This window comes from Pseudomonas reactans, assembly GCF_013385825.1.
GTDB lineage: Bacteria > Pseudomonadota > Gammaproteobacteria > Pseudomonadales > Pseudomonadaceae > Aquipseudomonas > Aquipseudomonas reactans.
The window spans coordinates 208,161-231,973 of record NZ_JACAPG010000012.1; the positions used below are offsets into that span (position 1 = coordinate 208,161).

The window sequence follows — 23,813 nt, forward strand, 5'->3', positions numbered from 1 at the left end:
AAACCATGAGCACTAATACGTTGGAGGCCGGCGCGCGCCCGGCCGCTGAAATCGATGCTGAAAAAGCCCTGGTCAGCAAGGTCGCCTGGCGCCTGATGCCGCTGATCATGGTGTGCTATCTGTTCGCGTTTTTTGACCGGATCAACATCAGCTTCGCCAAGTTCCAGTTGCAGGCTGACCTGAGCCTGAGCGACACCGCCTACGGCCTCGGTGCCGGGCTGTTCGTGGTGGGTTATGTGATCTTCGAAGTGCCGAGCAACATGATGCTGTACAAGGTCGGCGCGCGGCGCTGGATTGCGCGGATCATGATGTCGTGGGGGCTGGCAACGGCGGCCATGGTGTTTGTCACCGCCGAATGGCAGTTCTACGGCCTGCGCTTCATCATCGGCGCGATGGAGGCGGGTTTTGCCCCAGGCGTGCTGTATTACCTGACCTTATGGTTCCCCCAGCATTTCCGTGGGCGCATCACCTCGATGCTGTTCCTGGCTTCGGCCTTTGCGGGTCTGGTGGGCGCACCGTTTTCCGGCCTGGTGCTGGAACACCTCGACGGTGTCTTCCAGATGCGCGGCTGGCACTGGTTGTTCCTGCTCGGCGGCTTGCCGTGCATCGGCCTGGGTTTCCTGGTGCTGACCTTGCTCAAGGATCGCATCGAAGACGCCCACTGGTTGACGGCGGCGGAGAAGGCCTTACTGTCGAGCCGCATCGCCAAGCATGAGCCGAACCAGCACGGTGGTTCTCTGTTGTCGGCGATCCGTATTCCAGGGTTCCTGATGCTCGGTTTCATCTACTTTCTGATCCAGGTGGCGTCCTACGGCCTCAACTTCTGGGCGCCGCAGTTGATCCGCAGCGCGGGCACCCAGAGCCCGGTGATGATCGGCCTGCTCACGGCGATTCCCTATGTGTGTGGCGCCATCAGCATGGTGGTGATCGGGCGGCTGTCGGATGCCACGGGTGAACGTCGCAAGTTCGTCTGTGGCCTGGTGGTGCTCGGTGCAGTGGGCTTTTTCAGTGCCGGCATTTTTGCCGATCACACCACCTTCCTGATCATTGCCCTGGGCATGTTGGGCGCGGGCATCATCGCGTCGATCCCGACCTTTTGGACGCTGCCACCCAAGCTACTGGCCGGTGCTGGAGCCGGCGCGGCGGGCGGGATTGCGGTGATCAATACCCTCGGCCAGTTTGGTGGCATTGTCAGCCCGGTGATGGTGGGGCGGATCAAGGACCTCACCGGCAGCACCACGCCAGCGCTTTACGTAATTGGCGTGTGTGCGTTGCTGGCGGCGGCGTTGCTGCTGTGGGGCCTGCCGCAAAAACTGCGCACCCTCGACAAGGGCTGATCAGCCAGTGGTTGCCAAGGCGCGAGTGGGCGTGGCGCTGAACTGAATCAACACCACGCCGCCGATCAACAACAACGCCCCCAGCACACGGGGCGTTGTCAGTTGGCGCTCTACCAGGCCGAACAGGCCGAAGTGATCCAGCACCAGCGACGCCAGAATCTGCCCAGCCAGGGCCAGCGCGATAAACCCCGAGGCGCCGAGCTTGGGCAACAGCATCAACGCCAGGGAAATAAAACACACGCCAAACGCGCCACCGGCCCACATCCACAGCGGCCCCTTGCTGATAAACGCCAGGCTCGGCAACGGCAGGCGCAGCGCCAGAATTACCGGCAGCAACACGATGATGCTCACCAGCAACGACGCCAGCGTAGCCCACAACGGGTGGCCAAGGCCGCGTCCGAGGTTGGCGTTGATCGCACTTTGAAACGGCACCACTGCACCGGCGATGACCGCCAGCGCCAATAAACCGACCCAATGCAACGTTGTCATGGCGAATCTCCCAGAGGTTTTGCTGGACTCTAGGCTATTCGTCGCGCAAATTTAAATTCCAAGTTCTTATGCTGAGTATGCAGCTGATGAATGATCTGCGCCGCATCGACCTCAACCTGCTGGTGATCCTCGACGCCTTGCTCAGCGAACAGCACGTCACCCGTGCGGCTGAGCGTCTACACCTGAGCCAACCGGCAGTGAGTCATGCGTTGGCGCGTCTGCGTGACCTGCTCGGTGATCCGCTGCTGGTGCGCCAGGGCGGCAGCCTGGTGCCGACCGTCCGCGCGCTGGAGTTGGCCGCGCCACTGGCCGAGGCGCTGGCCCAGGTGCAGGCCTTGCTGGCGCCGAATCGCTTTGACCCGGCGTCGGCCAAGCGCAGGTTTCGCGTGGCGATGTCTGACTACAGCGCGGCGATTTTCTTACCCGACCTGGTGCGAACGCTGCGCAGTGAAGCGCCAGGTATCGATCTGCAAATCATCCAGGCCAGCCGTGAAGGCATGGTGGATGGCGTGCTCAATGGCGACCTCGACCTGGCGGCGGGAGTGTTCCCTGACATACCGGCCGAACTGCGGACTACGCCGTTGTTCGAAGAGCACTATATCTGCCTGGTGGACCGCAACAGCCTGCCGGCAAGCGGCTTATTGGATCTGCCCACCTACCTGTCGCGTCCCCATGTTTTGTTGGAAATGCGTGGCAGCGGCGCGCCGGAAATCGAGCGGGCGCTGACGGCGATTCGCGAGCGTCGGCATGTGGCGATCAGCCTGCCGCACTGGGGCGTGGCGCCGCAGTTGATCCGGGGCACGGACTTGATCCTGACCGTGTCTTCCCGAGGCGTGCTAGCTGTTGATCAAGAGCATTTGCTGGCGGTGCCGCCGCCCTTTCATATTCCGTCGTTTGCGTTCGAGCTGGCGTGGCATGCACGGCGGGGTGGGGATTCGGGGTTGCAGTGGTTGATTGGGCAGGTGCAGGGGGTGTTACAAATCTGAGCCATTCATCACCAGGATGCGGGTGGCTGGCGCCGGGTATGGAAGATCCGCATGACTTGCAATCGGCCCTCTCGGATGCGATACGGGACAATGTAGGGCCATCTAGGCACGACCCATTCGCGAGTCCCTGGCACGCGTCCCTCTTTTCCCATCGCTGGAAATTCAGCAATCCGTTGGAGCCCAGTCAAGATCGCCTGGACAAATTCATGGGCAGCTTTTGGATTTTCTTCGGCAATGTAAGCCGCTTCGTCGTCAAGGTTCCTCAGGGCTACCCTCAGCCACTCAACCTGCATTGGTGCGCCATTTGTCAGCGACAGCTTTTACCTCGGCAGCGGTAGCGAAATCACCCGCATCCGCTTCTTTCAGGGCTTTTTGAATTTCCTCAATTTGCCAGGCTTCGCGCGTGAGGTATTCGCGCAATGCGTCAACCGCCAGAAAAGATTTGCTGCGCCCGGTGGCCTTGGCGAGACTGGCAAGCGTATCGGCGATATCTTCCGGTATACGTAGGGACATGACAGACATGACGACCTCGTTGTAGTGACATGTAGTGCAACATACTACATTGTCACCGCGTCCCTGGTTTCCCCCGTTCGTCAGGGGGCGCTCCGATTGTGAAAGGAGTATCCATGCTCTCTGGCTTCAACCACATGACGCTGGCCGTCACCGACTTGCCGCTCAGCATCCGTTTCTACCATGAGCTGCTGCAACTTCACCTCGACGCCACCTGGGACGCCGGCGCCTATCTCTCACTGCCGGGCCTTTGGTTGTGCTTATCGCTTGATCCGCTGCGCGACTCGAAGCCGGCCGCCGATTACACCCATTACGCGTTTACAGTGGCAGCGGCTGATTTCACCGCGTTGGTAGAACGCCTGCGAGCAGCGCTGGTAGAGGAGTGGCGCGACAACCGCAGTGAAGGTGCCTCGTTCTATTTTCTCGACCCCGATGGCCACAAGCTCGAAGCCCATGTCGGCGACCTGGCCTCGCGGCTGCAAGCCTGTCGCGCCAAGCCCTACGCCGGAATGAAGTTTTACCCGTAGCACGGGAACGTGCAGAATCCGTTCACCTCTTAACCCTCCGTTTGAGTCGCGCCCATGACCCCTTCCTTGCTACTCGCCGTGCTTGCCTCAGGTTTCATCTACGGTATTACCCCGGGGCCGGGGGTGTTGGCCGTGTTTGGCATCGGCGCTGCCCGTGGTCGCAGGGCTGGGGCGGGTTTCTTGTGCGGGCATCTGCTGGGAGATGTGGTGTGGTGCTCTACGGCGCTGATCGCCATCGTGGGCGCGCGGGAAGTCGGCAGCGGTGCGTTCGATGTGCTCGGTGTACTCAGCGGCCTGTATCTGTTCTGGCTCGGCTGGCGCGCGATCCGCACCCAGCGTCGCAGCAGTGACGCGCCCCAGGGGGCGGCGCGGCATCCGTTCTGGCACGGCATTCTGTTCGGCCTGACCAACCCCAAGGCGTATCCGGTGGCCGTGGCGACGTTTACGGCGTTGTTGTCGAGCCGTGCCGAGTTGCTGACCTGGTCGATGCTACCGTCGTTGATCTTCCTCAGCTTCGTCGGCGGCCTGCTGGCCTATGCGATCCTGATCGGCGTGGTCGGTGCCCAACGGGTACGCACGGTGTATCAACGCCATGAAATCCTGATCACCAAGCTCTGTGGTGTGATGTTTATCGGCTTCGCCATCAATGCTCTGGCGCACGCGTTGCCGGGCCTGTTTGGCAGCAAACCCGCTTGATTTAACGATGACCGTTCGTCGCACTGGCGAGTTTTTTCTAAACCTTTGCCGCCCTGAAAATTCGAATTGAGGGCGGGGTGTGTTCCCCCGCCCTTATTTTCAGCCTGGAGGAACCCATCATGAGCCGCATGGCTATCCGGTTACGCACCGCCAGTTTCGCGATGCTGCTGGGCCTCGGCGCCAGCAATGCTTTCGCCCAGTCGCCTGCTGAATTCATCGAGCAGGCTTCGGCCAAGGGCATGGCCGATATCGAAACCAGTCGCATGGCCCACGCCAAGACCTCGTCCCAAGAGATCAAGGACTACACCATCGAGGTGATCAACGAGCGTACCTTGGCCAACCAGCACCTGGCGGCCATCGCCAAGAAGCTTGATCTGCCGGTGGCGCCGCGGGAAAAAATCGTCGACAAAGCCGAAACCCTGATGCCCGAACTCAAGGACGGCGACTCGTTTGATGCGGCCTATACCGCACAGCAGGTGAAGGAAAACGAAGACGCCATCGCGCTGTTCAAACAGGAAGGCGCGGCGTCGGACGTGCCGGAAATAAAAGCGCTGGTCGATGAGACGCTGCCCAAGCTGGAAGAGCGTTTGCAGAAGGCTCGCGCCTTGGCGTCGACCTACGGTAAAGGTCATCAAGGCGACGGTTAAGTGCGTCACTTGAAATAAAACAACGGCGGTTGGAGCAGATCCAACCGCCGTTTTTTATGCCTGGTTCAAATCGGTCTTGGTCGGTGCCGCATCGTCGGCAGCATGACCGCAACTGCTATTCAGGCTCACCGTACCCGTGTTGCCGATGCTGCGGTATTCCTGGCGCAGTTTCTCCAGCTCTTTGCGGTCCAGGCCGTCGAGGCTGAGCACGGCATTTTGTGCATCCTTGGACACACGCAGCAGTTCATCGATCTTGATATGCAGGATGTCATTGTCGCGGTTCTGCGTGTTCTGGATCAGGAACACCATCAGGAACGTGATGATGGTGGTTGAGGTATTGATGATCAGTTGCCACGTATCGTTGTAGTGGAAATACGGCCCGCTCAGGCTCCACGCCAGGATCAACGCCACTGCCGCGTAGAACGTGCGCGGGCTGCCGGCCCAACGGGACAGGGATTGGGAGACTGCGGAGAATTTCATGACCGTTTTCCTTGGAAGGGGGTGATGAAATAGTGGACCGCAGGGATTCTTTGAAATTTCTTTTTACATTTGCTAAGGGCCTTCAGAACGCCAATTCAGCCTGACCTGTACCTTCCAGCGCCAGCAAATACTGTTTGGCCTCCAACCCTCCTGCAAAGCCGGTGAGCCCACCCGACGCACCAATCACCCGATGGCACGGCGCAATGATCGAGATGGGGTTACGCCCATTGGCGGCACCCACTGCGCGCACCGCTTTCGGGTTGCCGATCTGCTGGGCGATCTGACTGTAGCTGCGGGTTTCGCCGAAGGGAATCGTTAGCAGCGCCTGCCAGACTTGTTTCTGGAAGTCAGTGCCGGCGAAGTCCAGTTCCAGCTCGAAATGGTTGCGGGTGCCGGCGAAATACTCTTGCAACTGGCGTTGGGTTTCCACCAGCACCGGGCTTTCAGGCGCTTCGTACAATTCACCCAGGCGTACACGGTTGGCGCGCTCGGTTTCCCACAGGATGGCGCTGAGTTTGCCGTCGCGTGCCACCAGGGTAAGTTGGCCGACCGGGGAGGGCATGAGTTTGTATTCGTAGGTCATGAGCGGGCTCCTGAAGGTGGGTGTAGTGGGAGTCTAGAGTGGAGCGCTGATCGGCAAACTACGTTTCTTGCGATCAAATTCAGCGCCGCCAGTAGAGCCACTCCGAGAACGCCGGATAAGCGAACAACCACGCGATGTAACCGAGGGCCATCAACACCGAGGGCGTCGATAGCAACACCGTTGAGAGGATATTGAGCAACGTGACCAGCACCGCCGTCACCTTTAGCCCTTTTTTGGCGTACCGAACCGCGAACCAGACGCCATAGGCTGAAGTCGCAAGGGCTAATAGCACACCCGTCCCCCCCAGCCTCATCAACGAGATCATCAACGGCAGGATCAGTACCAGGCCGATCACTTTGTAGGTGGGGTGTCTGGAGTAGCTGGGCTTGAGTAGGAGCATCGTTATCCTTCCTGTTGCAGCACTTTAAGCGCCGCCGACGCCAGAAACCCCGAGCGGCTTTTTTCTTCCGGATGATGCAGTACATAGTCATCGATGCGGTTCAGCAGGTACCCCGGCAGCGTGATGTTGAGCTTCTGCGCCTTGCCCAGATAGTTGGTGACATCAATGTCCACCACGCCCCAGGCGTGGTCCTCGTCGCCGCTTGAAATTGCAATCGGGTAAAGCATCATTGAACCCTCAAAAGGGTACTGACTATAACCACCAAAGCTTTGTAATCAACGCGACCGCATCCCTTCTATTGAACGAATTTTCCGAAAGGAACGTACGAGGGCTCTTTCAAAACCCTTGATACGCTATCTAGGCTATATCACTCTATTTATTACGTTCATAAAGGCTTGGATCAATAAGTTGTGTTCTTGTTTTCGGGTAAGAACTAACAGTTGCGCACACGCATCCACTTCCGCCAGCGGCCGGTACGTCACACCTTTATTCATCAGGCTCTGCGTACATGCCGGCACCAACGCCACACCTTGCCCGGCGGCTACCAGCGCAATGATCGACGTGATCTGCCGCCCGGTCGGGCCCGGGCGCAGAGGCTGGCCGTGATGCCGATAAAGCTGCTCGATGGACTGGTTGAGCCCCGATCCATAATCCGCCGGAAACAGGATCAACGGGTAGGTACTGAGCTGCGCCAGGTTGACGCTTGCCTGGCGAGCCAACGGGCTCTCACTGGACACGGCGGCCACCAGCCTTTCTTCGCCCAGGGACAGCGCTTGCACCGCTTCGCCTTGCGGCAACAGGCGACTCAAGCCGATATCGAGCCGCCCATCCGCCACCTGCGCGCCGAGGCTGCCGGAGGCGCATTCCACCAGGGTCAACTGCACATCGGGGAAGCGCTGGGCAAATGCTTGAATCGCCTGACTGAACAGGTCCGACAGCGCGATCGAACTCACATACCCCAACGTCAGTTGCCCCGCAGTGCCCGCCGCCAGTTTGCCGGCGATCACTTGCGCCAACTCCACCTGCTCCAGCACACCGCGCGCGTAGGGCAGGAACGACCGGCCTTGTGCGGTGAGGGTGACGGTGCGGCTGGTGCGATCGAACAGCTTGAAGCCCAACTCGGTCTCCAGCGCCGAGATCTGCCGGGTCAGCGGCGGCTGCGCCAGGTGCAGGCGAATGGCCGCGCGGCCGAAGTGCAATTCTTCGGCGACCGTCAGAAAGTAACGCAGCTTGCGTAGGTCGAGCATCCTGGTCCTTGGGTATCGATCGGTCCGAAATCGGTATTGGTTCTAGACCTGCCGGCCATTCTATAAAGACCTCACAAAATAAAACGAGAGGTTTCATGAAACCGCGCCTGCATTGTGCCCGTCTTGCCCTGTTCCTGTGTGGCTGCGCGGCGTTTCTCAACCTGTATGCCACCCAGAGCATTCTCCAGACGTTCGCCGCGCAGTTTCACATCAGCGCCAAGGCGGCGGGGTGGAGTATCACCGTGACGACCTTGGCGGTGGCGATCACGGCGCCTTTCGTCAGCCGGCTGACCGGGCGCTTTGAGCAACGCACGGTGATCAGCGCTGCGGCGTTGTTGCTGGCGGTGCCTGCGTTGATGACAGCCTATGCCGGCAGCTTTGCCGAGGTGCTGGTGTGGCGGTGTGTGGAGGGCATGCTGATTCCGGTGGTGTTCGCTACCAGCGTGGCGTACATCGGCGACCGCTGGCGTGGCGGCACGGTCACGGAGGTCACCAGTCTTTACGTGGCCGGGACGGTGTTGGGTGGGTTTGCCGGGCGCTTCGTCACGGGTGTAATGACGGAGTACGTGGGCTGGCGCGAAGCCTTTGAATTGATGGCGGTGCTAAGCCTGATGGTGGGTGGGTTTATCCAGTTCCTTTTGCCGGTAAGCCGTGCGCGATCCGTGAGGGTTGAAACTGCGTTCTCGACGGTTTTTCGCAAGCCTTTATTGGCCGCCTATGCGGTAGGTTTTTGCGTGCTGTTTTCCCAGGTAGCGGCGTTTACCTACGCAGGTTTGTATCTCGGATTACCGCCTTTCAACCTGGGGCCAGCGGCGCTGGGCACGCTGTACATGGTGTTCCTGCTGGCGCTGATCGTGATCCCCATCGCTGGCCGCCTCAGCAAGGCCCGGCCACATGCTGAACTGCTGAGCGTAGCTGCGGTGCTGGGTATTACCGGTTCCGCGCTGACGCTGTTGCCCTCTTTTTGGAGCATCGTTGCAGGCCTGGCGCTCAGCTCCACCGGCGTGTTCCTGGCCCAGGCGGCGGCCAACGCATTCACCACTGCGAGCGCAGGTGAAAACAAAGCAGGCGCCGTGGGCGTGTACCTCACCTGTTACTACCTGGGCGGCAGTTGTGGTGCGATTGTGCCGGCGTTGATCTGGGAGCGTTGGGGATGGGCCGGGTGCGTGGCGCTGATTATTACTTTCCAGGTGCTGACCTTGTTGATCGCGCTCACTGGCTGGAAACCCGTTAAACCTCAACGGGTCCCGACGTCATGAAGGACACCTCAACCCGCCGCCGTACCTTGATCGCCGGCTGCAGCGCCCATGCCGTGCATGATGGCCTTACCGATGTCATCTACGTGCTATTGCCGATCTGGCAGGCGCAGTTCGCGCTGTCCTACGCCCAGATCGGACTGTTACGCGGTGCCTATTCCGGGATGATGGCAGTGTTCCAACTCATGGCCAGTCGCGCCGCGAAACGCTGGGGCCGTGTATCGATGCTGGTGGGCGGCACAGCACTTGCCGGTGCGGCTTATCTAATGGTGGGCCAAGCCACTGGATTGATGATGTTGCTGCTGGCACTTCTATTAGGTGGCTTGGGCGCCAGCACCCAACACCCGCTGGCCTCTTCGATGATCAGCGACGCCTACGAGGACGGTGGCGGAATCAAGCAGGCGCTGTCCCAGTACAACTTTTCCGGCGATATCGGCAAAACGCTGATTCCGGGCTTGATTGGGTTGCTGCTCACCGTCATCAGCTGGCGTGCCAGCGCGACGTTGCTGGGGTTGCTCGGCTTGGCGGCGGCGGGGCTGCTGTGGTGGCTGGTTCCTGCAAAAGCATCCGAATCCATCTCAACAAAACACACCAAATCCTTCAGCGGAAGTGGCTCTGTCACCGGCCTGCGCGCCTTGATTCTCACCGGCACCCTCGACAGCGCCGTACGCATGGGCTTTCTCACCTTCCTGCCCTTTCTGCTGCAAGCGAAAGGCGCGGGAACTGCCGGTATTGGCTTGGCCCTGACGCTGCTGTTTATCGGGGGCGCATTCGGCAAATTGCTCTGCGGCTATCTAGGGGCGCGCATCGGCATGATGAAAACCGTGTGGCTGACGGAAACCAGCACCGCGTTGCTGATCGTTGCCGCCGTGTATGTGCCGCTGGCCGGGTTGATGGCGATGCTGCCGTTGCTGGGCCTGGTGCTCAATGGCACGTCATCCGTGCTGTATGGCGCCGTGCCAGATCTGGCGGGCGCGGGGAAGCGGGAGCAGGCGTTTGCGGTGTTCTACACCGGCACCATTGGTGGTGGTGCGCTGGCGCCGGTGGTGTTCGGCGGTGTGGGGGATGCGCTGGGCGTGTCGGTGGCGGTGATGGTATTGGCGGGGGTGTTGTTGGTGACGTTGCCGTTGGCGTGGGTGGTGCGGCGGGGCTTCGAGCTCAAATAATCGAGCGGTCGACCGGATGTCCAGCCCGCGCAAATAGATCGATACCGAGGGAGTGAAGTACTTTGAGTACAGTTTCGAAGCGAGGTTTTGCGCCAGGGGCGAATGCCTTGTAAAGGCTCTCACGACCCATGCCCGCTTCGGCAGCGATCTTTGTCATTCCTCGGGCTTTAGCCACGTAGCCGATGGCGCGAAGAAATTCTTGATTGTCGCCGTCGGCCAGAACCTGAGAGAGGTATTCACTGATGGCCTCGTCGCTGTCGAGCAGTTCGGCCATATCAAATGTCGTCAGCGTTTGTTTCATGATCAAACCTCTTTTGCCAATTTTTTTGCTCTACGGATATCAGTGTCCTGGGAAGACTTGTCACCGCCTACCAGCAAGATGACGATCACCTTACCTCGCAAAGTGAAATAAATTCGATAACCCGAACCAACGTCTATCCGCATTTCTGAGATGCCGTTACCTAGTGTCTTGATATCGCCCAGGTTACCCATGCTGGCTCTTTCGATACGTCGACCTATTGCGATCTTTGCTCGTAGGTCGCGTACTTCTGAACGCCAGTTAATGAAGGTTTGGGTTTGCTGGATCAGATAGCTCACAGGACCTCGCAAGGCCTAACTGTATCCAAGTGGATACTTGCTGGCAATAGGAATGGCAGATGGCAAAGGCTGGGGAGGATGCGTGGGGAGCGCTTCGGTTTCAAACGTTCTTGAAGGTTTTCCTGTTGCCAAAATTTGCAGTGGCAGTTCGGGGAGAGAGGCTGTATTCGAACCTTGCGGTATTGCCTACACAACGATCAGAATCGTCCGAGTTGTGCGTCTTGGGCGACCTCTTTAAGGTTCGTCTGCCGCTGCCTATCAGCGGTCGGGTTTAGTAGCCCGATAAAAAATTTCCTCGGCGTATGGCTGTCCTTGCAGTCAGGCATTTCAGTGCCTGAATCTATTGGTAGCTGTGCGCAGGGCGTCTTCGGGCGCGCCGGTTTTCGAGGAAATTTCCGGTCTACTAACCTGCGTACAGCTGCCACCCTAACCCTGTGGGTGGTGGTCCTTACCGAGGATCAACAGATGTGTAATGACTCATGTAATCCATCCGTAAAACTGTTCAGCGTCCGTCCCGAAGCCAACACCGAAGCACTGCTCGCCAACGCCTACGAAACCATCGCCGGCGCGGGAGCCATGACCAATGAGTTCGCCGAAACCCTGCCTTCCCAACAGCGCTACCTGGCCCTTGCGATCCAGCAAATGATCGAGTTGGGGCTGATGCTGGTGGAAGCGGCGCAGGACCGCGTGGATCAAGTCGCCTAGGCGCACCGCATAGGCTTGCCTTCCCAGGCCGCCCATACCACGGGGGAGGGGAGCCATGAATACTGCTCTTGCGGCGCGGCCCACATCACTTTTGGAGCCTGCGGGTTATGCACCCCGATCGACTCATCAAATGCCAGGCATAAAAAAACCGGCCATCTAGGACCGGTTTTTTATGCATTCCCCGTCAAACACAACCTGACGCGAAACGAGAATTTGAGTGGAGCGGGTAGAGGGAATCGAACCCTCGTCGGAAGCTTGGGAAGCTACTGTTCTACCATTAAACTATACCCGCTCAGAGCGGCTGACTTTGTACCAGAAGTTCGCGGGGATTTGAAGTTTTTCTTCAAAAATGTGTGGGTTATAAGTGCCATATATGACGAACTGACCCCGTGTAGGAGCGAGCTTGCTCGCGAAAGACTCAAGAGCGCCGCGTTCCTCCAGGAAGCGAGCGTTATCGTTGACGTTCTTCGCGAGCAAGCTCACTCCTACAAGGGAGCGTATTTCAGAGTGCAAAGGCATGCTGTGCCTGGCCCTGGTGATAGCGCAGCCGGCTGACCTGGCGCTCCGGTTTCAAGAAGCCCACCACCGCCTCCCGGCTGTCTCGGCACGCCGCCTTGTGCTCCATGTCCAGGAAATGCCCCGTTGCCTGAATCGTACTGAAGCTGCTGTTGGCCACATGCTGGCCGAACAGCTTGGCGTCCTGGGCGCTGGTGTATTCGTCCCATTCACCGTTGAGAAACAACACCGGAATATCAATTTGCTTGGCCGCCTTCAGGTAACACAGGCGATCACTGTTCAGCACATGACTGATGTGAAAGTGCATCTGCCCATACTCATGCTCGGCCAGGCTGCTCACGTGCTTGTAGTTGAAGCGCTTGAACAGTGACGGCAGGTGTTTGCCGATGGTGCTGTTGACGAGGTGGCCGACGCGGTCGCGGTCGAGGTTGCCGAGGTAGTCGACGCCGCGTTCCAGGTAGTCGCGCATCGGGGCGTTGATCACCGGGGAGAACGAACTGATCACGGCCTTCTCCACGCGGCGCGGGCGATGGGCGAGGGCAACCAGGGTGGCAGCGCCGCCCCAGGAAAAGGACAGAACGTGTTCGGCGGCGAAGTGATCGATGAGTTCCAGCAGGAGCTGGCCTTCGACTTCTTTCGTCAGCATGTGCTCGTGGCGGTTATGGATTTTGGAGCGGCCAGCGTAGGGCTGGTCGTACAAAACCACATTGAATTGCGGGTACAGGCTTTTCACGGTTTGGGCGAAGGATGCCGTGGTGGCCATGGAGCCGTTGACCAGGATAATGGTCTTTGCAGCAGCGTCCGCGCGATAGAACTCCGTGTAAACCCGATACTGACCCTGTATATCCAGCACAGCGATTTCTGGCCTCATGTCGTAAGACTCCTGGCAAGCGGGTAGAGCGCGCAGATCACTCTGCACGAGCTTTGTGACAGGTAGGCATACGCCTGGAAAAGGAGGGCCCATGTCGATCCGATGACGGCTGGCCGACGGCTGTTGTTAGGGCGGGCTGTTTGCCTGAGAGGCCCGTAAATCAATCGCGGGCGGGGCAAGGTGTTTCTTGGAGGTTATAGGCGACTCGCCAGTCATATTTAAACTGGTGAGCCTGATTCAAGCAGCAGCGGTGCGACCCTGCAAGGCGTTGAGGCGGTTTTTTGCCATCACCGGCTGAACGGTCATCAGACCTGTCGGATTTCGTCGTCAGTCAGCGCCCGATACTGGCCCGGCGCGAGGGCCACATCCAGCACCAAAGGGCCCATCCGCTCGCGATGCAGGCCGATCACCTTGTTATCAAAGTGTCCGAACATGCGTTTCACTTGGTGGTAGCGGCCTTCGACAATGCTCAGCCGTGCGGTGGTCGGCCCCAGCAATTCCAACTCGGCGGGTTGGGTGGTGAGGTCTTCGAATGCGAAGTACAGACCCTCGGCAAAGGTACTTGCATACTCAGGGCCGATAGCCTGCTCGGTCGCCACGAGGTAGACCTTGGGCAGCTTGGTCTGTGGTTGCGTCAGTCGCCGCGACCATTGGCCGTCGTTGGTGATCAGCATCAGACCGGTGGTGTTGAAATCCAGACGACCGGCAATGTGCAGCTCACCTTTGTCCGGCTCATCAAGTAAATCCAGCACGGTTGGGTGCTGCGGGTCTGCGGTGGCACTCACGCAACCCTGGGGCTTGTGCAGCATGAAGTAGCGCGCTGGTTTTCCGGCCTGCAGCACTTCATCGTCAACGCACACACGGCTGAACTCGCGAACCTCATGATGAGGATCGCTGACGGCAACGCCATCAACCGACACACGCCGTTCAACCAGCAATACGCGCACTTGCTGGCGATTGAAACGCGGCAGGTTACTGAGGAAGCGATCAACCCGCATTACGTCGGCTCAGCCTCGCGCAATTGCTCATCCACCTGGGCGCAGCTTGGACACAGACAGGCCTGGTTGCGTAGCTCCATCGGCAGGGCTTCGAGCACCGCTGGATCGATGGTGATGCTGAAGCACCAGCAGGCTTGGTCGGCTGTGCGCGGATCGGCCAGGGTGCAGTCGTTGCGCGCGCCGCAGGCGGGGCAGTGAGTGGGCGTAGTCATGGTGGGTTCAGGCAATATCGCGGAAGTCCTGGCACGATACCAGATCGTCGGAAACAGATGTTTCAGCCTATGTCCAAAACGCACCAGATTCAGTTTTTGATGTCAGATATTTCGTCATTCGGTGAAAGCCGAATGCCGCCCTCCAGCGTCGCTGGAGGTGCTCTTCCGCGGTCCAGGAGGCCGCCATGTATCGACGACTGCTGCTCAGCGCTTTACTCGGTCTGACCCTTACCGCTTGCGTGCCCTATTACGATGGCGGCCAGAGCTACTACCGTTCCGAGGTCTACACCTCACCGGCACCGGTGTATTACTACGGCGGCGGGACGGCGTATCAGTACCGCCGTGATTACTACCCCGCACCGCGCTACTACGCGCCACAACCGCGCTATTACTCGGCCCCGCGTTATTACCAGCCGGCCCCGCGTTATTACCAGCCGGCCCCGCGTTATTACGGGCCGCGTGCCGGTTACCGGCCGTATCCGAACCAGGGCTGGGGCGGTGATCGTTGGGGAAATGGGGGGCATGGACGCGGTTCCGACCATGGAGGCGGCCGCGGCGGTCACCGTTGACAGGCCAGTGATGCAAGCGGCGCATGAAGCGCCGCTTTTTTATGGGCGCCAATAATCAGTAATCCGACAAGTCGGCCAACGGATGGCGGCCTTCCCAAGCCTTGTTGAAATGCGCCTGCACCACCGCCTCCGGAATCGTATTGATATCCGGCCAATGCCAATGCGGCGTCTGGTCCTTATCGATCAACCGCGCGCGCACCCCTTCGCTGAATTCCGGATGGCGGCAGCAATTGAGGCTCATCGTGTATTCCATCTGGAACACCTGCGCCAGGGACAGGTGCCGGGCACGCTGGATCTGTTCCCACACCAGATGGGCCGTCAGCGGGCAGCCTTCGCTCAGCGTCTTGCCGGCACGGCTGAACAGCGGATCGGCGTGATTGCGTAATTGGTTGAGGTTGCGCCAGGCACACCGCACATCGCCCACATCCAGCCATTCGTCGATCTGTGCCCGGCGCGGCAGCCATTGTGCTTCAGGTTGCTGGCCGACGGCTTCCTGAGCCAGTGCCTTGAGCAGGCTATTGAGCTGCATCGAGGTCTGTTCCTGCCAGTTCAGTTGCAGCAAACCATCAAGCAACTCGTCTTGCTGATCATCGCGCAGGAAACGGTCGGCCAAGCCCAAGTCAAGAGCGTCGCGGCCGTTGATATGGGCGCCGGTAAGGCCCAGGAACAACCCCAGCTTGCCCGGCAGGCGCGACAGGAACCAACTGGCGCCGACGTCCGGGTACAGGCCGATGCTGATTTCCGGCATGGCCAGCCGGCTGCTTGGCGTGACGATGCGCACTGTCGCACTTTGCAACAGGCCCATGCCGCCCCCCAGCACATAGCCGTGGCCCCAACAAATCACCGGTTTTGGGTAAGTGTGCAGGCAGTAATCCAAACGGTATTCCGCCGCAAAAAATTGCGCCGCCGGAGCTGGCACTACGCCAGGCTGTTCCCGACAGGCCTGCGCGAGGCTGCGCACTTCACCCCCGGCGCAAAATGCCCTGGGGCCGTTGCCGCGCAGCAGTACGCAGTGGATGTTCGGATCCTTCGCCCAAGCGTCAAGGCGTTCACGCAGGGCCAGGATCATCGGCAGGGAAAGGGCATTGAGGGTTTTTTCAGCGTCGAGGCTGGCGATGCCGATGCGGGCACCGTCGCTGCCGGTCAGCTCTTCGAAGTGCAGGTTCATCGTGACCTCAATCGAGAAGGTGAAGGCTCAGTATGATCGCATCAGAGCAAAGTGCCGCTGGTGCGACAGATCAATTGACAAGCGGGGTCGGCTTTCCTAGGGTTCGCCTCATTCTTTTTTACAAGACTATTCAACCATGACCGAAGACGACCGTATCAAACTCGAACCCAGCTGGAAACACGCTCTGCGGGATCAGTTCGAGCAGCCGTACATGGCCCAGCTGCGCGAGTTCCTGCGCCAGGAACATGCCGCCGGCAAAGAGATCTACCCGCCGGGCCCGCTGATTTTCAACGCGCTCAATTCCACCCCGTTGGACAAGGTCAAAGTGGTGATCCTCGGCCAGGACCCGTACCACGGCCCCGGCCAGGCCCACGGCCTGTGCTTCTCGGTGCAACCGGGCGTGCCGGCGCCGCCGTCGTTGGTCAATATCTACAAAGAGCTCAAGCGCGACCTGAACATCGACATCCCCAACCACGGCTACCTGCAAAGCTGGGCCGACCAGGGCGTGCTGATGCTCAACACCACCATGACTGTCGAGCGCGCCAATGCCAACGCCCATGCGGGCAAGGGCTGGCAGTTTTTTACCGACCGTATTATCGAGGTGGTCAGCGAGCACCAGCCGCATCTGGTGTTTCTGCTGTGGGGCGCCCATGCCCAGGGCAAGCAGAAGCTGATCGATGCGACCAAGCATCTGGTATTGACCTCGGTGCACCCGTCGCCGTTGTCGGCGTACCGCGGGTTTTTGGGGTGCGGGCATTTCAGCCGGACCAACAAGTTTCTTGAGCAAAATGGCGAGACGCCGATTGATTGGGTTTTGCCACCTGTCTGAACTGCAGAAGTGCTGGACTCCCGCCTTATGGCATAAAAGCCCCGGTTTACTGGGGCCTTACATTGGTCGTGACGGCTGTGCAACGCGCTGGCGCTGGCCCTACCTGTTATTTCTGACAGTATCCGACTGTGCGTTTTGCCCCTTAACTGTTCTCCCGGCCTTTTTGCTCTGCTGTTTATCAGCAGGCAGTCGGTGGCCGGTCACTGAACATAGTGTTGAGGAGAGTGGAAATGCCAAAGAACGCACTGTCGGACACGAATCATTACAAGAGTGACCCTCCGACTCCGAAAATGGCGGCTGAACCCGTGGTACCGCAGCCCTTTGCGTTGCCTTTACTGAATGATGAGACAGCGTACACCATACCGCTCTCCGCTCAGGCGGCGGACTTACCGGTAGAGGTGCAGACCTTATGGGGCGGTTCAGATGGCTTGGATCCCGGTGAGGTCACTCGGATCCACTTCTATTGGGACAATGAGCCGACGCCATTCGATAGCCAGTCCATTACCGCCCCTTACGATGCTTCGGACCTGCCCGTGATCGGTCATGTGCCGCAGATAAAACTGAATGCGCCTGGCTTGCATCTGTTGCGTTACACGGTTGTGTTGGTGCCAGGCGATACTGCCGGGCCATCCAGTCCGATTCTGATCAATATCGATAAGACGGCTCCTAACCAGAACAATCGGGGGGATGCATTGATCTTTCCGCCAGAGATAGATTCTCTTGGGGTGACGGATGCGTATCTGGCCGCCAATGGTGACCAGGTCGTCGCAGAGGTTCGGCGCTGGCCGGACATTCGCCTTGAGGATCAAGTGAGTTGTGATTTGGTGCTTCTACCCTTGAGCAAACTCAAGTCCAAGCGCCGGGTACTTGCGGAAGGGGTTGCTCATACCTCGATCACTCAGGCGCATCTGGATGGCGATCCCATTGAACTGGTCCTTACAGGCGACGTGCTCCGGGCCCATGCCAATGGCGAATACAACGCCCGATATTTTCTGAATGACAGGGCGGGAAATGAAGGTCCGCCTTCACGTACTTCAGTCCTGCTGATAGACCTTACCCCCACACCGAGCCTTCTCAGAGCGGTGGAAGTTCCTCAGTTATTGATCGACGGCCTGATCGACCTGGAGGATGCTCGGGACCCGGGCCCTCCGGGTGGGGTCTACATGCTTATCCTAGAGATAGTGGGGGCTGCGCCAGGCGACGTCGTGGTGCCGTTGTGGGACGGTATCCGCTTGCCTTCGATTGTCATTGGCTCAGGTCAAGCGTGGCCGATCGTTGTGCGGATCGACTACCCGACCCTGGCCTCTGGTGGGTTTGAGTTTGGTCCTGGCACGATTCGGGCGGACTACACTTGGCAGCGCGGGACCGGCGCACCCAGGCGCTCAGCCCCCAGGTTTGTGCCTGTCAACCTGACCGTCGCAGGCCCGGTGAGTCCGACGAATCCGGACCCGGTGAACCGGTTGCTGGAAAGGGTCACTGTCAAGGGCCGGGACGGCGATAACCTGCTGACTATCAATGACCGCGACCAACCTGCCCGCGTTATCGTGCCGCTGTATGTCGGCCCCGTCGAGGGCGAGGTTCTGGAATTGATGTGGGGCAGTCCTCCTGTGCTTGCCGACACCTATACCGTGCGGCGCGAAGACAGGGCTGGTGACGAAATTGAATTTTTCGTCCAGTGGTCACTGATCGAGCAGACCCCAGGCGGCATTGTACGCACGTTTTGTTGGACATTTAACGGGGTTAACCGGCAGCGCTCACCCGATACCGACGTGACGATCAATATCGTACCGATCATCGGGTTGCTTGACCCAGAGTTTCCAGATGTCACCTATGGCCCGGGCCCCGGAGCGGGTTTTATTAACTGTGATCTGCGACCCTGGGAACGAGGTGCGCGTGTGCGAGTTCTGGGTGATGTCAGCCGGTTATCGGGGGGCGATGAGCTGGTGTTGTCCTGGAAGGGTTACCGTAATACCAACGGCCACCCCAGCGGGGTCATCCCGGAAACCATCGAAACGTTCCGCCATACATTGTCGCAACAAGAGGCTGAGGAGGGGTATGACTTCTGGTTGCCGTTTGACCCTTGTATCCTGGCGCCGGGGCTGGTGAAACCGGCTGACGGCCAGACTAATCCGCGCCATGGATCGGCGGTTGTACAGTACCGGGTGATCAAGAGCGGGGGCGGCGGCATGGGGGACTCCAACAAGAGGCTGGTATTTATTTCTTTGCACCAACCTAACAGCCCACCTTGTATCGGTGATTAATCAAGGCTTGGCGTACGTAAAAAATCGGGGAGGGCGTAATACCCTCCCGATTTTATTTCTCCCGATCTCAACAGCCGTCAACCGAATGCAGGGTTTTGAGTGTTCACACCTGTCAATGTTGACAGTTATGCCTGTTGTCGAAAGCTTGTTTAATGAATTCCCCGTCATTGGTTGATAGCCGAGTTGTAGTCTGCCAGTGCTCGCGAATAGCAGTCCGTCTCTATTCGGCAGCCCTGGGTAGTGCCCCTGTTGGGCAACTCTTGAAGCTGCCTCTACCGCAAGGAGTGTGTGAGCATGTCAAACCCAAAGCAATTTTCGTCCCTACAGCCAGCCCAGCACAAAGAAGAGCCACCGGTCCCCGATCCGGCCTTACCACCGGTGATTGGCACGCTCCCGGATGTTGCAGGTGACGATCAACAAAAAGTCGTCAGTGCTGCACAGCAGTTGAACGGGCTACCGGTTACTCTCCCTATTTGGCCAAATGCAGCTGAGTTCCCAGGGGAGTTTGATCTGGTAGAAGCCTATATAGATAACAATCGGGCCTTCTCCGAAGAGTTTGAAGGTCCCCTCACTGATGATATCGATATCCTGATTAAGTCGCCTCGCCTCAGAAGTCATGGGCCCAAAGTGTTCACCTACAGTGTCACGATCTTTGGTGGTCCCAACGGCGCGACGTCTGATCCTATTACCGTGTTTGTCGACGCAATTGACCCCAACGGTAACAACAGACCCGGTGCAATTCTGTTGCCCGCCAACTTGCCGAGCGAAGGTGTAACCCCCGCCTATCTGGCCGCTAATGGTGGTGTGACATTGACGCTTTCGCGGCCGGTAGACTCCAGGCCGGGGGATACTTTCATTGTGTTCTATGGCGTAGATGATCTGGTGGGTACGACGGGTGTGGTGCCTTTTCCAGCCACGGCCCCCATTACGATCACTTACACCACGGCACAGATCATGGGGTTCGGGCCGGGCGATCATTTGGTCACGTTCCAGTTCATCGACAGGGCAGGCAATGCTACCCAGATTTCTACCGCCAGGACGCTTTCGGTCAAATTGAGTGACCCTCCTGTCATGCCCGCTCCGCAGATTCCAGAAGCCGCCCCCTTGGTGGTCAAGGAAGAGGCGCGTGGGGGGTACTGGTAACGGTGGGGCCAATCACTAACTTCCAGCCGAATGATCATTTGCACATATTCTGGAACGGTATTGAATTTGGAGACCGACGCATTGGCCCGACGCCAATCTTCGACTTTGAGTTCATGGCGGATTACCCCACCATTGCGGCAGGTGGGACGCTTTATACCGCGACTGTAAACTATGAAATTCGTCGTGGCAGTGACACCTACAATTCGCCGGACACCACGGTGAACGTTGATCTTGTCGAACCAGGTACGGGCATTATTGGCCCAGGGCCCGTCGATACCGCTTTGGTATTGCCATTGGTCAGGGGCGACTCCGCGACTGACAACTCGCTGGTTCCGAGTGATCTGGACGGAACCATTCATGCCACCTTTACCATCTACGCGGGGCACGCAGCCGCAGAATTTATTGATCTCTACTATGGCACAGGTGAGGGTGATATAGCCGATACGTACCCGGTGACGGGATTGGAAGCCCCCACGTTTGTAGTGCCGATGACGATTCCTAGAGCGCTGGTTGAGAAATACGGCAATGGCTCGATTCCTTGCTGGTACAGGGTTCGCAATGCCAATAACTATAAACAATCACGACCACAAGCTGTACGCGTCGAAGTGTTTATGCTGGATGGTTTGGCTGATCCCGAACTTACAAATCTGTATCGCGGGCCGTTTGCGGCTCCGGCCCCTTTCGATGTGCCTCACATCACTTGCTCGCAAGCACCCTGGCTGGGTGTGCCGATCAGGATCTTTGACCCGGTGACGCTCAAAGATGGAGACGTGGTAACCATTCATGCAGTGCGGTATGAGTATACGGGGGCTGTTCGGCCGACTCTGCCCGTAGTGGGCAGTGCAATCGACAGTCCTCCGATCGGGATCGGGCCCAATGAGCGGGTCAGTGGGTTTACCCACAACTTCGTCTTGCCCTACTTTGATGGTGAAATTTCAAGACGACGGGGTTGGCTAGAAGTGACCTGGTCCATTAGTCGCACGGTCCCAGTGCCTGAAAAAGGTACTTCCGATCCAGTGCTGCATGTTTGGACTATTCGCAGCAGCGCGGCGGGAGGTACCTGTTCACCAGGCCCGATCAGGCGTCGTGGCTCGTTAACTTGATAGCGGGTTGATGGGCCACCGGAAACAGCCTTCGCTTTTCCGGTCAATAAGCCCCCTCGCAATGAGGGGGCTTTTATATGTGAGTTACGGATTAGTCCTACATAGCATTACCGCCTCAGTCTCTAGTCTCTGCGTCCGGAGAAAACGGAAACCTATTTGATACGGGGTTCCGATTTCGAATTGGTCCTTTTGACGAGACGCATGACATGACTCCTACCAACGTTCCCTGCTTCAAATACTCACGCTTATCTGCTGCAATCAAATTTATGATGGTCGCTCCCATGTATCTGGCGGGCGAGTCCGCCTTTGCTGTGACCACCGTCGATGGTACCGGTGAGTTCGGCCGTCCGGTCGTCAATGTGACTTCCCCGGTGAACCCCGATAATTTTGTGCTGCAGCGAGGCGGCACGTTGAATGTGCTGGCCGGTGGTCTGACCCGCGACATACGCGCTTCGGGCGGTTCCACCTTGAACATGGATGGCGGTCGTGTTTCTTCAACCTCTTCCTCGGCTACGGCAGTAGCGCTGAATCAAAGCAATGCGTCCATCAAGGACTCGGTGATTACCAGTACTGTCGCTGGGGGCTTGGACCTTGCTCGCAACCCTACGGGGTCTACCGGCTCCGAGGCAGTGGTGAGCAACAGTCACATCAAGGGGGCAACCTACGGCGCGACAGTCACGTCGCTCAGCCACTTGCAGTTGCTCAATGGCTCCACGCTGACGGGCGATAGCCAGGAAGGTCTGCGGCTTCAAGGCGGTAACGCTACGGCGGTGGGCAGCACTATCAAAGGTGCCACCAATGGCGTTTGGATGAGCCGCGATCGCACTGCGCCGGACGCGTCTCCTGCATTGGTTCTGGAAGGGGCGCGTGTTGAAGGTGGAAGCGGCGCTGCGATTCTGGTTGATCGGCTGATCACCGCTGAAATCGATATCAATAACGGCTCCTCCCTGATCGGCGGCAACGGCAACATGCTGGAGCTGATCAACGGCGGCAACGCCAACATGCGTGTCAACAATAGCGCCCTGACCGGTAACATCCAGGTCGGTGCCGGCAGCGCCCTGGACCTGAACCTGGACGGCGCGTTCATGAACGGTGACGTGATCAACACCGGCGGCTCGGCCAGTGTTGGGCTCAACAACGGCTCGGTCCTCACCGGCCGCCTGGAGAACGTCGACAAGCTGGCGATCAACAGCGACGCCATGTGGGTGATGGTCGACGACCAGCGCGTGGGCGACCTGTCCCTGGCGGGCGGTAACGTCAAGTTCGGTGACCCGGGCGTGTTCTACCAACTGGACGTGGAAAACCTGTCGGGTAACGGCACCTTCATCATGACGGCGGACTTTTCCACCTTGACCGGCGATTTCCTCAACGTCACCGGCACGTCTTCGGGTGACCATAAACTGCTGATCGCCAGCAGCGGCGCCGACCCGTTGAGCGATGACCGCCTGCACGTGGTACACACCGAAGACGGTGTTGCCCAGTTCAGCCTGGTCGGCGACCGCGTGGATGTGGGCACCTACTCCTACAGCCTGATCAATGACAACGAGGGCCAGGACTGGCTGCTCGACCCAAGCAACAAAGTGATCAGCCCAAGCACCAACTCGGTCCTGGCGTTGTTCAACGCAGCGCCAAGCGTATTGCTGGGTGAAATGACCACCCTGCGTACCCGCATGGGCGAGTTGCGCTTCAGCGAAGGCCAGTCGGCCGGGCTGTGGACGCGTGCGTATGGCAACAAGTATGAAGTGGGTAATGACAAGACCGGCCTGGGTTACAACCAGTCGCAACGCGGCTTCACCCTCGGTGCTGATGCCCCGATAGACGGCGGCGACGGCCAGTGGTTGATCGGTGCGATGGTCGGTCACAGCACCTCGGACCTGGACCTCAACCGTGGCAGCAGCGCCACCATCAACAGCTACTACGTGGGTGGTTACGCCACCTGGCTGGATGCCGAGAGCGGCTTCTACTTCGACGGCGTGCTCAAGTTCAACCGCTTGCACAACGAGTCCGATGTGGCCATGAGCGACGGCAAGAAAGCCAAGGGCAACTACACGCAAAACGCGGTAACCGCGTCGGCTGAAGTGGGCCGCCATATCACGCTGGACGATGGTTTCTTCGTCGAGCCTTACGGCCAAGTCTCTGCCGCCATCACCCAGGCTCAGAGCTACACGCTGGACAACGGTCTGGATGCGAAGGGCGATCGTTCAAGTTCGGTAATCGGTGAAATCGGTACCACCGTAGGGCGTAATATCCAGCTGGAAAGCGGCGAAGTATTGCAGCCGTACTTGAAGGCGGCTGTAGCGCATGAGTTCGACCAGAGCAACAAGGTGTTCGTCAACGACAACTCGTTCAACAATGATATGTCGGGTTCGCGCCTGAAGTTTGGCGCGGGTATGGCGATGTCGGTGTCGCAGAATTTGAAGCTGCATGCGGATCTGGAGCACAGCGTGGGTAAGAATATCAAGCAGCCGTATGGGGTTAACCTGGGCTTGCGGTATGATTTTTAAACGAGTGAGTGTA

28 protein-coding genes and 1 tRNA gene are annotated in these 23,813 nt (G+C 58.8%); 14 read left to right on the plus strand and 15 right to left on the minus strand.

The window, feature by feature from the left end:
• Positions 1-5: 5 nt before the first annotated feature.
• On the plus strand, positions 6-1,337 hold the full coding sequence (locus tag HX868_RS14910; protein ID WP_016975128.1) for an MFS transporter: 1,332 nt from the start codon (positions 6-8) through the stop codon (positions 1,335-1,337).
• Here HX868_RS14910 and HX868_RS14915 read toward each other — a convergent pair whose 3' ends face one another.
• Positions 1,338-1,826, minus strand: a complete 489-nt coding sequence (locus HX868_RS14915; RefSeq protein WP_177003385.1) for a DMT family transporter — start codon at positions 1,824-1,826, stop codon at positions 1,338-1,340. It lies immediately after the preceding gene.
• Positions 1,827-1,903: 77 nt separating this feature from the next.
• Between HX868_RS14915 and HX868_RS14920 the strand changes: the two genes are divergently transcribed.
• Positions 1,904-2,812 carry a LysR family transcriptional regulator gene (locus tag HX868_RS14920; RefSeq protein ID WP_246355532.1) on the plus strand — a complete coding sequence of 303 codons (909 nt, stop codon included), beginning with the start codon at positions 1,904-1,906 and terminating at the stop codon, positions 2,810-2,812.
• Positions 2,813-2,820: 8 nt separating this feature from the next.
• Here HX868_RS14920 and HX868_RS14925 read toward each other — a convergent pair whose 3' ends face one another.
• Both HX868_RS14925 and HX868_RS14930 read right to left on the minus strand, forming a co-directional pair.
• Positions 2,821-3,105, minus strand: coding sequence for a type II toxin-antitoxin system RelE/ParE family toxin (locus tag HX868_RS14925; RefSeq protein ID WP_177003387.1), 285 nt, complete (start codon positions 3,103-3,105; stop codon positions 2,821-2,823).
• Complete coding sequence (locus HX868_RS14930) at positions 3,095-3,334, minus strand: CopG family ribbon-helix-helix protein (protein ID WP_016975132.1); 240 nt, start codon at positions 3,332-3,334, stop codon at positions 3,095-3,097. The genes HX868_RS14925 and HX868_RS14930 overlap by 11 nt, the downstream gene beginning before the upstream one ends.
• A gap of 104 nt (positions 3,335-3,438) precedes the next feature.
• Between HX868_RS14930 and fos the strand changes: the two genes are divergently transcribed.
• The 3 genes from fos (at position 3,439) to HX868_RS14945 (ending at position 5,192) form a co-directional block, all read left to right on the plus strand.
• Positions 3,439-3,849, plus strand: a complete 411-nt coding sequence (fos, locus tag HX868_RS14935) for a fosfomycin resistance glutathione transferase (RefSeq protein ID WP_177003388.1) — start codon at positions 3,439-3,441, stop codon at positions 3,847-3,849.
• Positions 3,850-3,903: 54 nt separating this feature from the next.
• A complete protein-coding gene (locus HX868_RS14940; protein ID WP_016975134.1) occupies positions 3,904-4,545 on the plus strand; it encodes a LysE family translocator in 642 nt (213 codons plus the stop codon).
• 119 nt (positions 4,546-4,664) lie between these two features.
• Positions 4,665-5,192 (plus strand): DUF4142 domain-containing protein, encoded by a 528-nt coding sequence (locus HX868_RS14945; protein WP_016975135.1) that lies wholly within the window; start codon positions 4,665-4,667, stop codon positions 5,190-5,192.
• A gap of 54 nt (positions 5,193-5,246) precedes the next feature.
• On the opposite strand, the gene HX868_RS14950 is transcribed toward HX868_RS14945, so the two are convergent.
• The 5 genes from HX868_RS14950 to HX868_RS14970 form a co-directional block, all read right to left on the minus strand.
• Positions 5,247-5,672, minus strand: coding sequence for a low affinity iron permease family protein (locus HX868_RS14950; RefSeq protein ID WP_038842343.1), 426 nt, complete (start codon positions 5,670-5,672; stop codon positions 5,247-5,249).
• Positions 5,673-5,754: 82 nt separating this feature from the next.
• Positions 5,755-6,255: a methylated-DNA--[protein]-cysteine S-methyltransferase gene (locus HX868_RS14955; protein WP_028619316.1), complete on the minus strand. Its 501-nt coding sequence runs from the start codon at positions 6,253-6,255 to the stop codon at positions 5,755-5,757.
• Positions 6,256-6,334: 79 nt separating this feature from the next.
• Complete coding sequence (locus tag HX868_RS14960; RefSeq protein WP_177003389.1) at positions 6,335-6,655, minus strand: hypothetical protein; 321 nt, start codon at positions 6,653-6,655, stop codon at positions 6,335-6,337.
• Positions 6,656-6,657: 2 nt separating this feature from the next.
• Positions 6,658-6,882 carry a type II toxin-antitoxin system HicB family antitoxin gene (locus HX868_RS14965; RefSeq protein ID WP_177003390.1) on the minus strand — a complete coding sequence of 75 codons (225 nt, stop codon included), beginning with the start codon at positions 6,880-6,882 and terminating at the stop codon, positions 6,658-6,660.
• Positions 6,883-7,017: 135 nt separating this feature from the next.
• Entirely contained in the window at positions 7,018-7,902 is an 885-nt protein-coding gene (locus HX868_RS14970) for a LysR family transcriptional regulator (protein WP_177003391.1), read from the minus strand.
• Between the two features lie 95 nt (positions 7,903-7,997).
• Here HX868_RS14970 and HX868_RS14975 point away from each other — a divergent pair, with 95 nt between their 5' ends.
• Both HX868_RS14975 and HX868_RS14980 read left to right on the plus strand, forming a co-directional pair.
• The gene (locus HX868_RS14975; RefSeq protein WP_177003392.1) at positions 7,998-9,161 is read left to right on the plus strand and encodes an MFS transporter; all 1,164 of its coding nucleotides are present in this window, start codon (positions 7,998-8,000) and stop codon (positions 9,159-9,161) included.
• Complete coding sequence (locus HX868_RS14980) at positions 9,158-10,324, plus strand: MFS transporter (protein WP_177003393.1); 1,167 nt, start codon at positions 9,158-9,160, stop codon at positions 10,322-10,324. Before HX868_RS14975 ends, HX868_RS14980 begins: the two co-directional genes overlap by 4 nt.
• On the opposite strand, the gene HX868_RS14985 is transcribed toward HX868_RS14980, so the two are convergent.
• Positions 10,317-10,625 (minus strand): addiction module antidote protein, encoded by a 309-nt coding sequence (locus tag HX868_RS14985; protein WP_016975142.1) that lies wholly within the window; start codon positions 10,623-10,625, stop codon positions 10,317-10,319. The two genes, HX868_RS14980 and HX868_RS14985, sit on opposite strands and share 8 nt — an antisense overlap.
• 2 nt (positions 10,626-10,627) lie before the next feature.
• A complete protein-coding gene (locus HX868_RS14990; RefSeq protein WP_177003394.1) occupies positions 10,628-10,921 on the minus strand; it encodes a type II toxin-antitoxin system RelE/ParE family toxin in 294 nt (97 codons plus the stop codon).
• Between the two features lie 465 nt (positions 10,922-11,386).
• Here HX868_RS14990 and HX868_RS14995 point away from each other — a divergent pair, with 465 nt between their 5' ends.
• The gene (locus HX868_RS14995) at positions 11,387-11,626 is read left to right on the plus strand and encodes a DUF6124 family protein (protein WP_095015065.1); all 240 of its coding nucleotides are present in this window, start codon (positions 11,387-11,389) and stop codon (positions 11,624-11,626) included.
• 218 nt (positions 11,627-11,844) lie between these two features.
• On the opposite strand, the gene HX868_RS15000 is transcribed toward HX868_RS14995, so the two are convergent.
• The 4 genes from HX868_RS15000 to HX868_RS15015 all read right to left on the minus strand — a co-directional run bounded on the left by HX868_RS15000 (position 11,845) and on the right by HX868_RS15015 (position 14,223).
• A tRNA-Gly gene (locus HX868_RS15000) sits at positions 11,845-11,918 on the minus strand.
• 210 nt (positions 11,919-12,128) lie between these two features.
• Positions 12,129-13,013: an alpha/beta fold hydrolase gene (locus HX868_RS15005; protein WP_177003395.1), complete on the minus strand. Its 885-nt coding sequence runs from the start codon at positions 13,011-13,013 to the stop codon at positions 12,129-12,131.
• Between the two features lie 305 nt (positions 13,014-13,318).
• Positions 13,319-14,011 carry a 16S rRNA pseudouridine(516) synthase gene (locus HX868_RS15010; RefSeq protein WP_177003396.1) on the minus strand — a complete coding sequence of 231 codons (693 nt, stop codon included), beginning with the start codon at positions 14,009-14,011 and terminating at the stop codon, positions 13,319-13,321.
• Positions 14,011-14,223 carry a cysteine-rich CWC family protein gene (locus tag HX868_RS15015; protein ID WP_177003397.1) on the minus strand — a complete coding sequence of 71 codons (213 nt, stop codon included), beginning with the start codon at positions 14,221-14,223 and terminating at the stop codon, positions 14,011-14,013. The genes HX868_RS15010 and HX868_RS15015 overlap by 1 nt, the downstream gene beginning before the upstream one ends.
• A 185-nt stretch (positions 14,224-14,408) precedes the next feature.
• Between HX868_RS15015 and HX868_RS15020 the strand changes: the two genes are divergently transcribed.
• Positions 14,409-14,792, plus strand: a complete 384-nt coding sequence (locus tag HX868_RS15020) for a hypothetical protein (RefSeq protein WP_177003398.1) — start codon at positions 14,409-14,411, stop codon at positions 14,790-14,792.
• Positions 14,793-14,847: 55 nt separating this feature from the next.
• Here the strand turns inward: HX868_RS15020 and HX868_RS15025 are convergent, their stop codons facing one another.
• The gene (locus HX868_RS15025) at positions 14,848-15,960 is read right to left on the minus strand and encodes an enoyl-CoA hydratase/isomerase family protein (RefSeq protein ID WP_177003399.1); all 1,113 of its coding nucleotides are present in this window, start codon (positions 15,958-15,960) and stop codon (positions 14,848-14,850) included.
• Positions 15,961-16,096: 136 nt separating this feature from the next.
• On the opposite strand from HX868_RS15025, the gene ung reads away from it, so the two are divergent.
• The 5 genes from ung to HX868_RS15050 all read left to right on the plus strand — a co-directional run bounded on the left by ung (position 16,097) and on the right by HX868_RS15050 (position 23,800).
• Positions 16,097-16,789, plus strand: a complete 693-nt coding sequence (gene ung / locus HX868_RS15030) for a uracil-DNA glycosylase (protein WP_095015069.1) — start codon at positions 16,097-16,099, stop codon at positions 16,787-16,789.
• 230 nt (positions 16,790-17,019) lie between these two features.
• Complete coding sequence (locus HX868_RS15035; RefSeq protein WP_177003400.1) at positions 17,020-19,050, plus strand: hypothetical protein; 2,031 nt, start codon at positions 17,020-17,022, stop codon at positions 19,048-19,050.
• Positions 19,051-19,344: 294 nt separating this feature from the next.
• Positions 19,345-20,193: a hypothetical protein gene (locus tag HX868_RS15040; protein WP_177003401.1), complete on the plus strand. Its 849-nt coding sequence runs from the start codon at positions 19,345-19,347 to the stop codon at positions 20,191-20,193.
• Positions 20,194-20,195: 2 nt separating this feature from the next.
• Positions 20,196-21,296 carry a hypothetical protein gene (locus HX868_RS15045; RefSeq protein ID WP_177003402.1) on the plus strand — a complete coding sequence of 367 codons (1,101 nt, stop codon included), beginning with the start codon at positions 20,196-20,198 and terminating at the stop codon, positions 21,294-21,296.
• Between the two features lie 266 nt (positions 21,297-21,562).
• Entirely contained in the window at positions 21,563-23,800 is a 2,238-nt protein-coding gene (locus HX868_RS15050) for an autotransporter outer membrane beta-barrel domain-containing protein (RefSeq protein ID WP_246355529.1), read from the plus strand.
• Positions 23,801-23,813: the final 13 nt, after the last annotated feature.

Bases quoted from the DNA above. Each gene is read 5' to 3' on its own strand.
- HX868_RS14920 (WP_246355532.1), top strand. From the start codon at position 1,904: ATGCAGCTGATGAATGATCTGCGCCGCATCGACCTCAACCTGCTGGTG.
- HX868_RS14915 (WP_177003385.1), bottom strand. From the start codon at position 1,826: ATGACAACGTTGCATTGGGTCGGTTTATTGGCGCTGGCGGTCATCGCC.
- HX868_RS14995 (WP_095015065.1), top strand. From the start codon at position 11,387: ATGTGTAATGACTCATGTAATCCATCCGTAAAACTGTTCAGCGTCCGT.
- HX868_RS15050 (WP_246355529.1), top strand. From the start codon at position 21,563: ATGATGGTCGCTCCCATGTATCTGGCGGGCGAGTCCGCCTTTGCTGTG.
- HX868_RS14925 (WP_177003387.1), bottom strand. From the start codon at position 3,105: ATGCAGGTTGAGTGGCTGAGGGTAGCCCTGAGGAACCTTGACGACGAA.
- HX868_RS15010 (WP_177003396.1), bottom strand. From the start codon at position 14,011: ATGCGGGTTGATCGCTTCCTCAGTAACCTGCCGCGTTTCAATCGCCAG.
- HX868_RS15015 (WP_177003397.1), bottom strand. From the start codon at position 14,223: ATGACTACGCCCACTCACTGCCCCGCCTGCGGCGCGCGCAACGACTGC.
- HX868_RS14955 (WP_028619316.1), bottom strand. From the start codon at position 6,255: ATGACCTACGAATACAAACTCATGCCCTCCCCGGTCGGCCAACTTACC.
- HX868_RS14950 (WP_038842343.1), bottom strand. From the start codon at position 5,672: ATGAAATTCTCCGCAGTCTCCCAATCCCTGTCCCGTTGGGCCGGCAGC.
- HX868_RS14970 (WP_177003391.1), bottom strand. From the start codon at position 7,902: ATGCTCGACCTACGCAAGCTGCGTTACTTTCTGACGGTCGCCGAAGAA.
- HX868_RS15025 (WP_177003399.1), bottom strand. From the start codon at position 15,960: ATGAACCTGCACTTCGAAGAGCTGACCGGCAGCGACGGTGCCCGCATC.
- HX868_RS14965 (WP_177003390.1), bottom strand. From the start codon at position 6,882: ATGCTTTACCCGATTGCAATTTCAAGCGGCGACGAGGACCACGCCTGG.
- HX868_RS14940 (WP_016975134.1), top strand. From the start codon at position 3,904: ATGACCCCTTCCTTGCTACTCGCCGTGCTTGCCTCAGGTTTCATCTAC.
- HX868_RS15020 (WP_177003398.1), top strand. From the start codon at position 14,409: ATGTATCGACGACTGCTGCTCAGCGCTTTACTCGGTCTGACCCTTACC.
- HX868_RS14980 (WP_177003393.1), top strand. From the start codon at position 9,158: ATGAAGGACACCTCAACCCGCCGCCGTACCTTGATCGCCGGCTGCAGC.
- HX868_RS15040 (WP_177003401.1), top strand. From the start codon at position 19,345: ATGTCAAACCCAAAGCAATTTTCGTCCCTACAGCCAGCCCAGCACAAA.
- HX868_RS14910 (WP_016975128.1), top strand. From the start codon at position 6: ATGAGCACTAATACGTTGGAGGCCGGCGCGCGCCCGGCCGCTGAAATC.
- HX868_RS14975 (WP_177003392.1), top strand. From the start codon at position 7,998: ATGAAACCGCGCCTGCATTGTGCCCGTCTTGCCCTGTTCCTGTGTGGC.
- HX868_RS14985 (WP_016975142.1), bottom strand. From the start codon at position 10,625: ATGAAACAAACGCTGACGACATTTGATATGGCCGAACTGCTCGACAGC.
- HX868_RS15035 (WP_177003400.1), top strand. From the start codon at position 17,020: ATGCCAAAGAACGCACTGTCGGACACGAATCATTACAAGAGTGACCCT.
- ung (WP_095015069.1), top strand. From the start codon at position 16,097: ATGACCGAAGACGACCGTATCAAACTCGAACCCAGCTGGAAACACGCT.
- HX868_RS14930 (WP_016975132.1), bottom strand. From the start codon at position 3,334: ATGTCTGTCATGTCCCTACGTATACCGGAAGATATCGCCGATACGCTT.
- fos (WP_177003388.1), top strand. From the start codon at position 3,439: ATGCTCTCTGGCTTCAACCACATGACGCTGGCCGTCACCGACTTGCCG.
- HX868_RS14945 (WP_016975135.1), top strand. From the start codon at position 4,665: ATGAGCCGCATGGCTATCCGGTTACGCACCGCCAGTTTCGCGATGCTG.
- HX868_RS15005 (WP_177003395.1), bottom strand. From the start codon at position 13,013: ATGAGGCCAGAAATCGCTGTGCTGGATATACAGGGTCAGTATCGGGTT.
- HX868_RS14960 (WP_177003389.1), bottom strand. From the start codon at position 6,655: ATGCTCCTACTCAAGCCCAGCTACTCCAGACACCCCACCTACAAAGTG.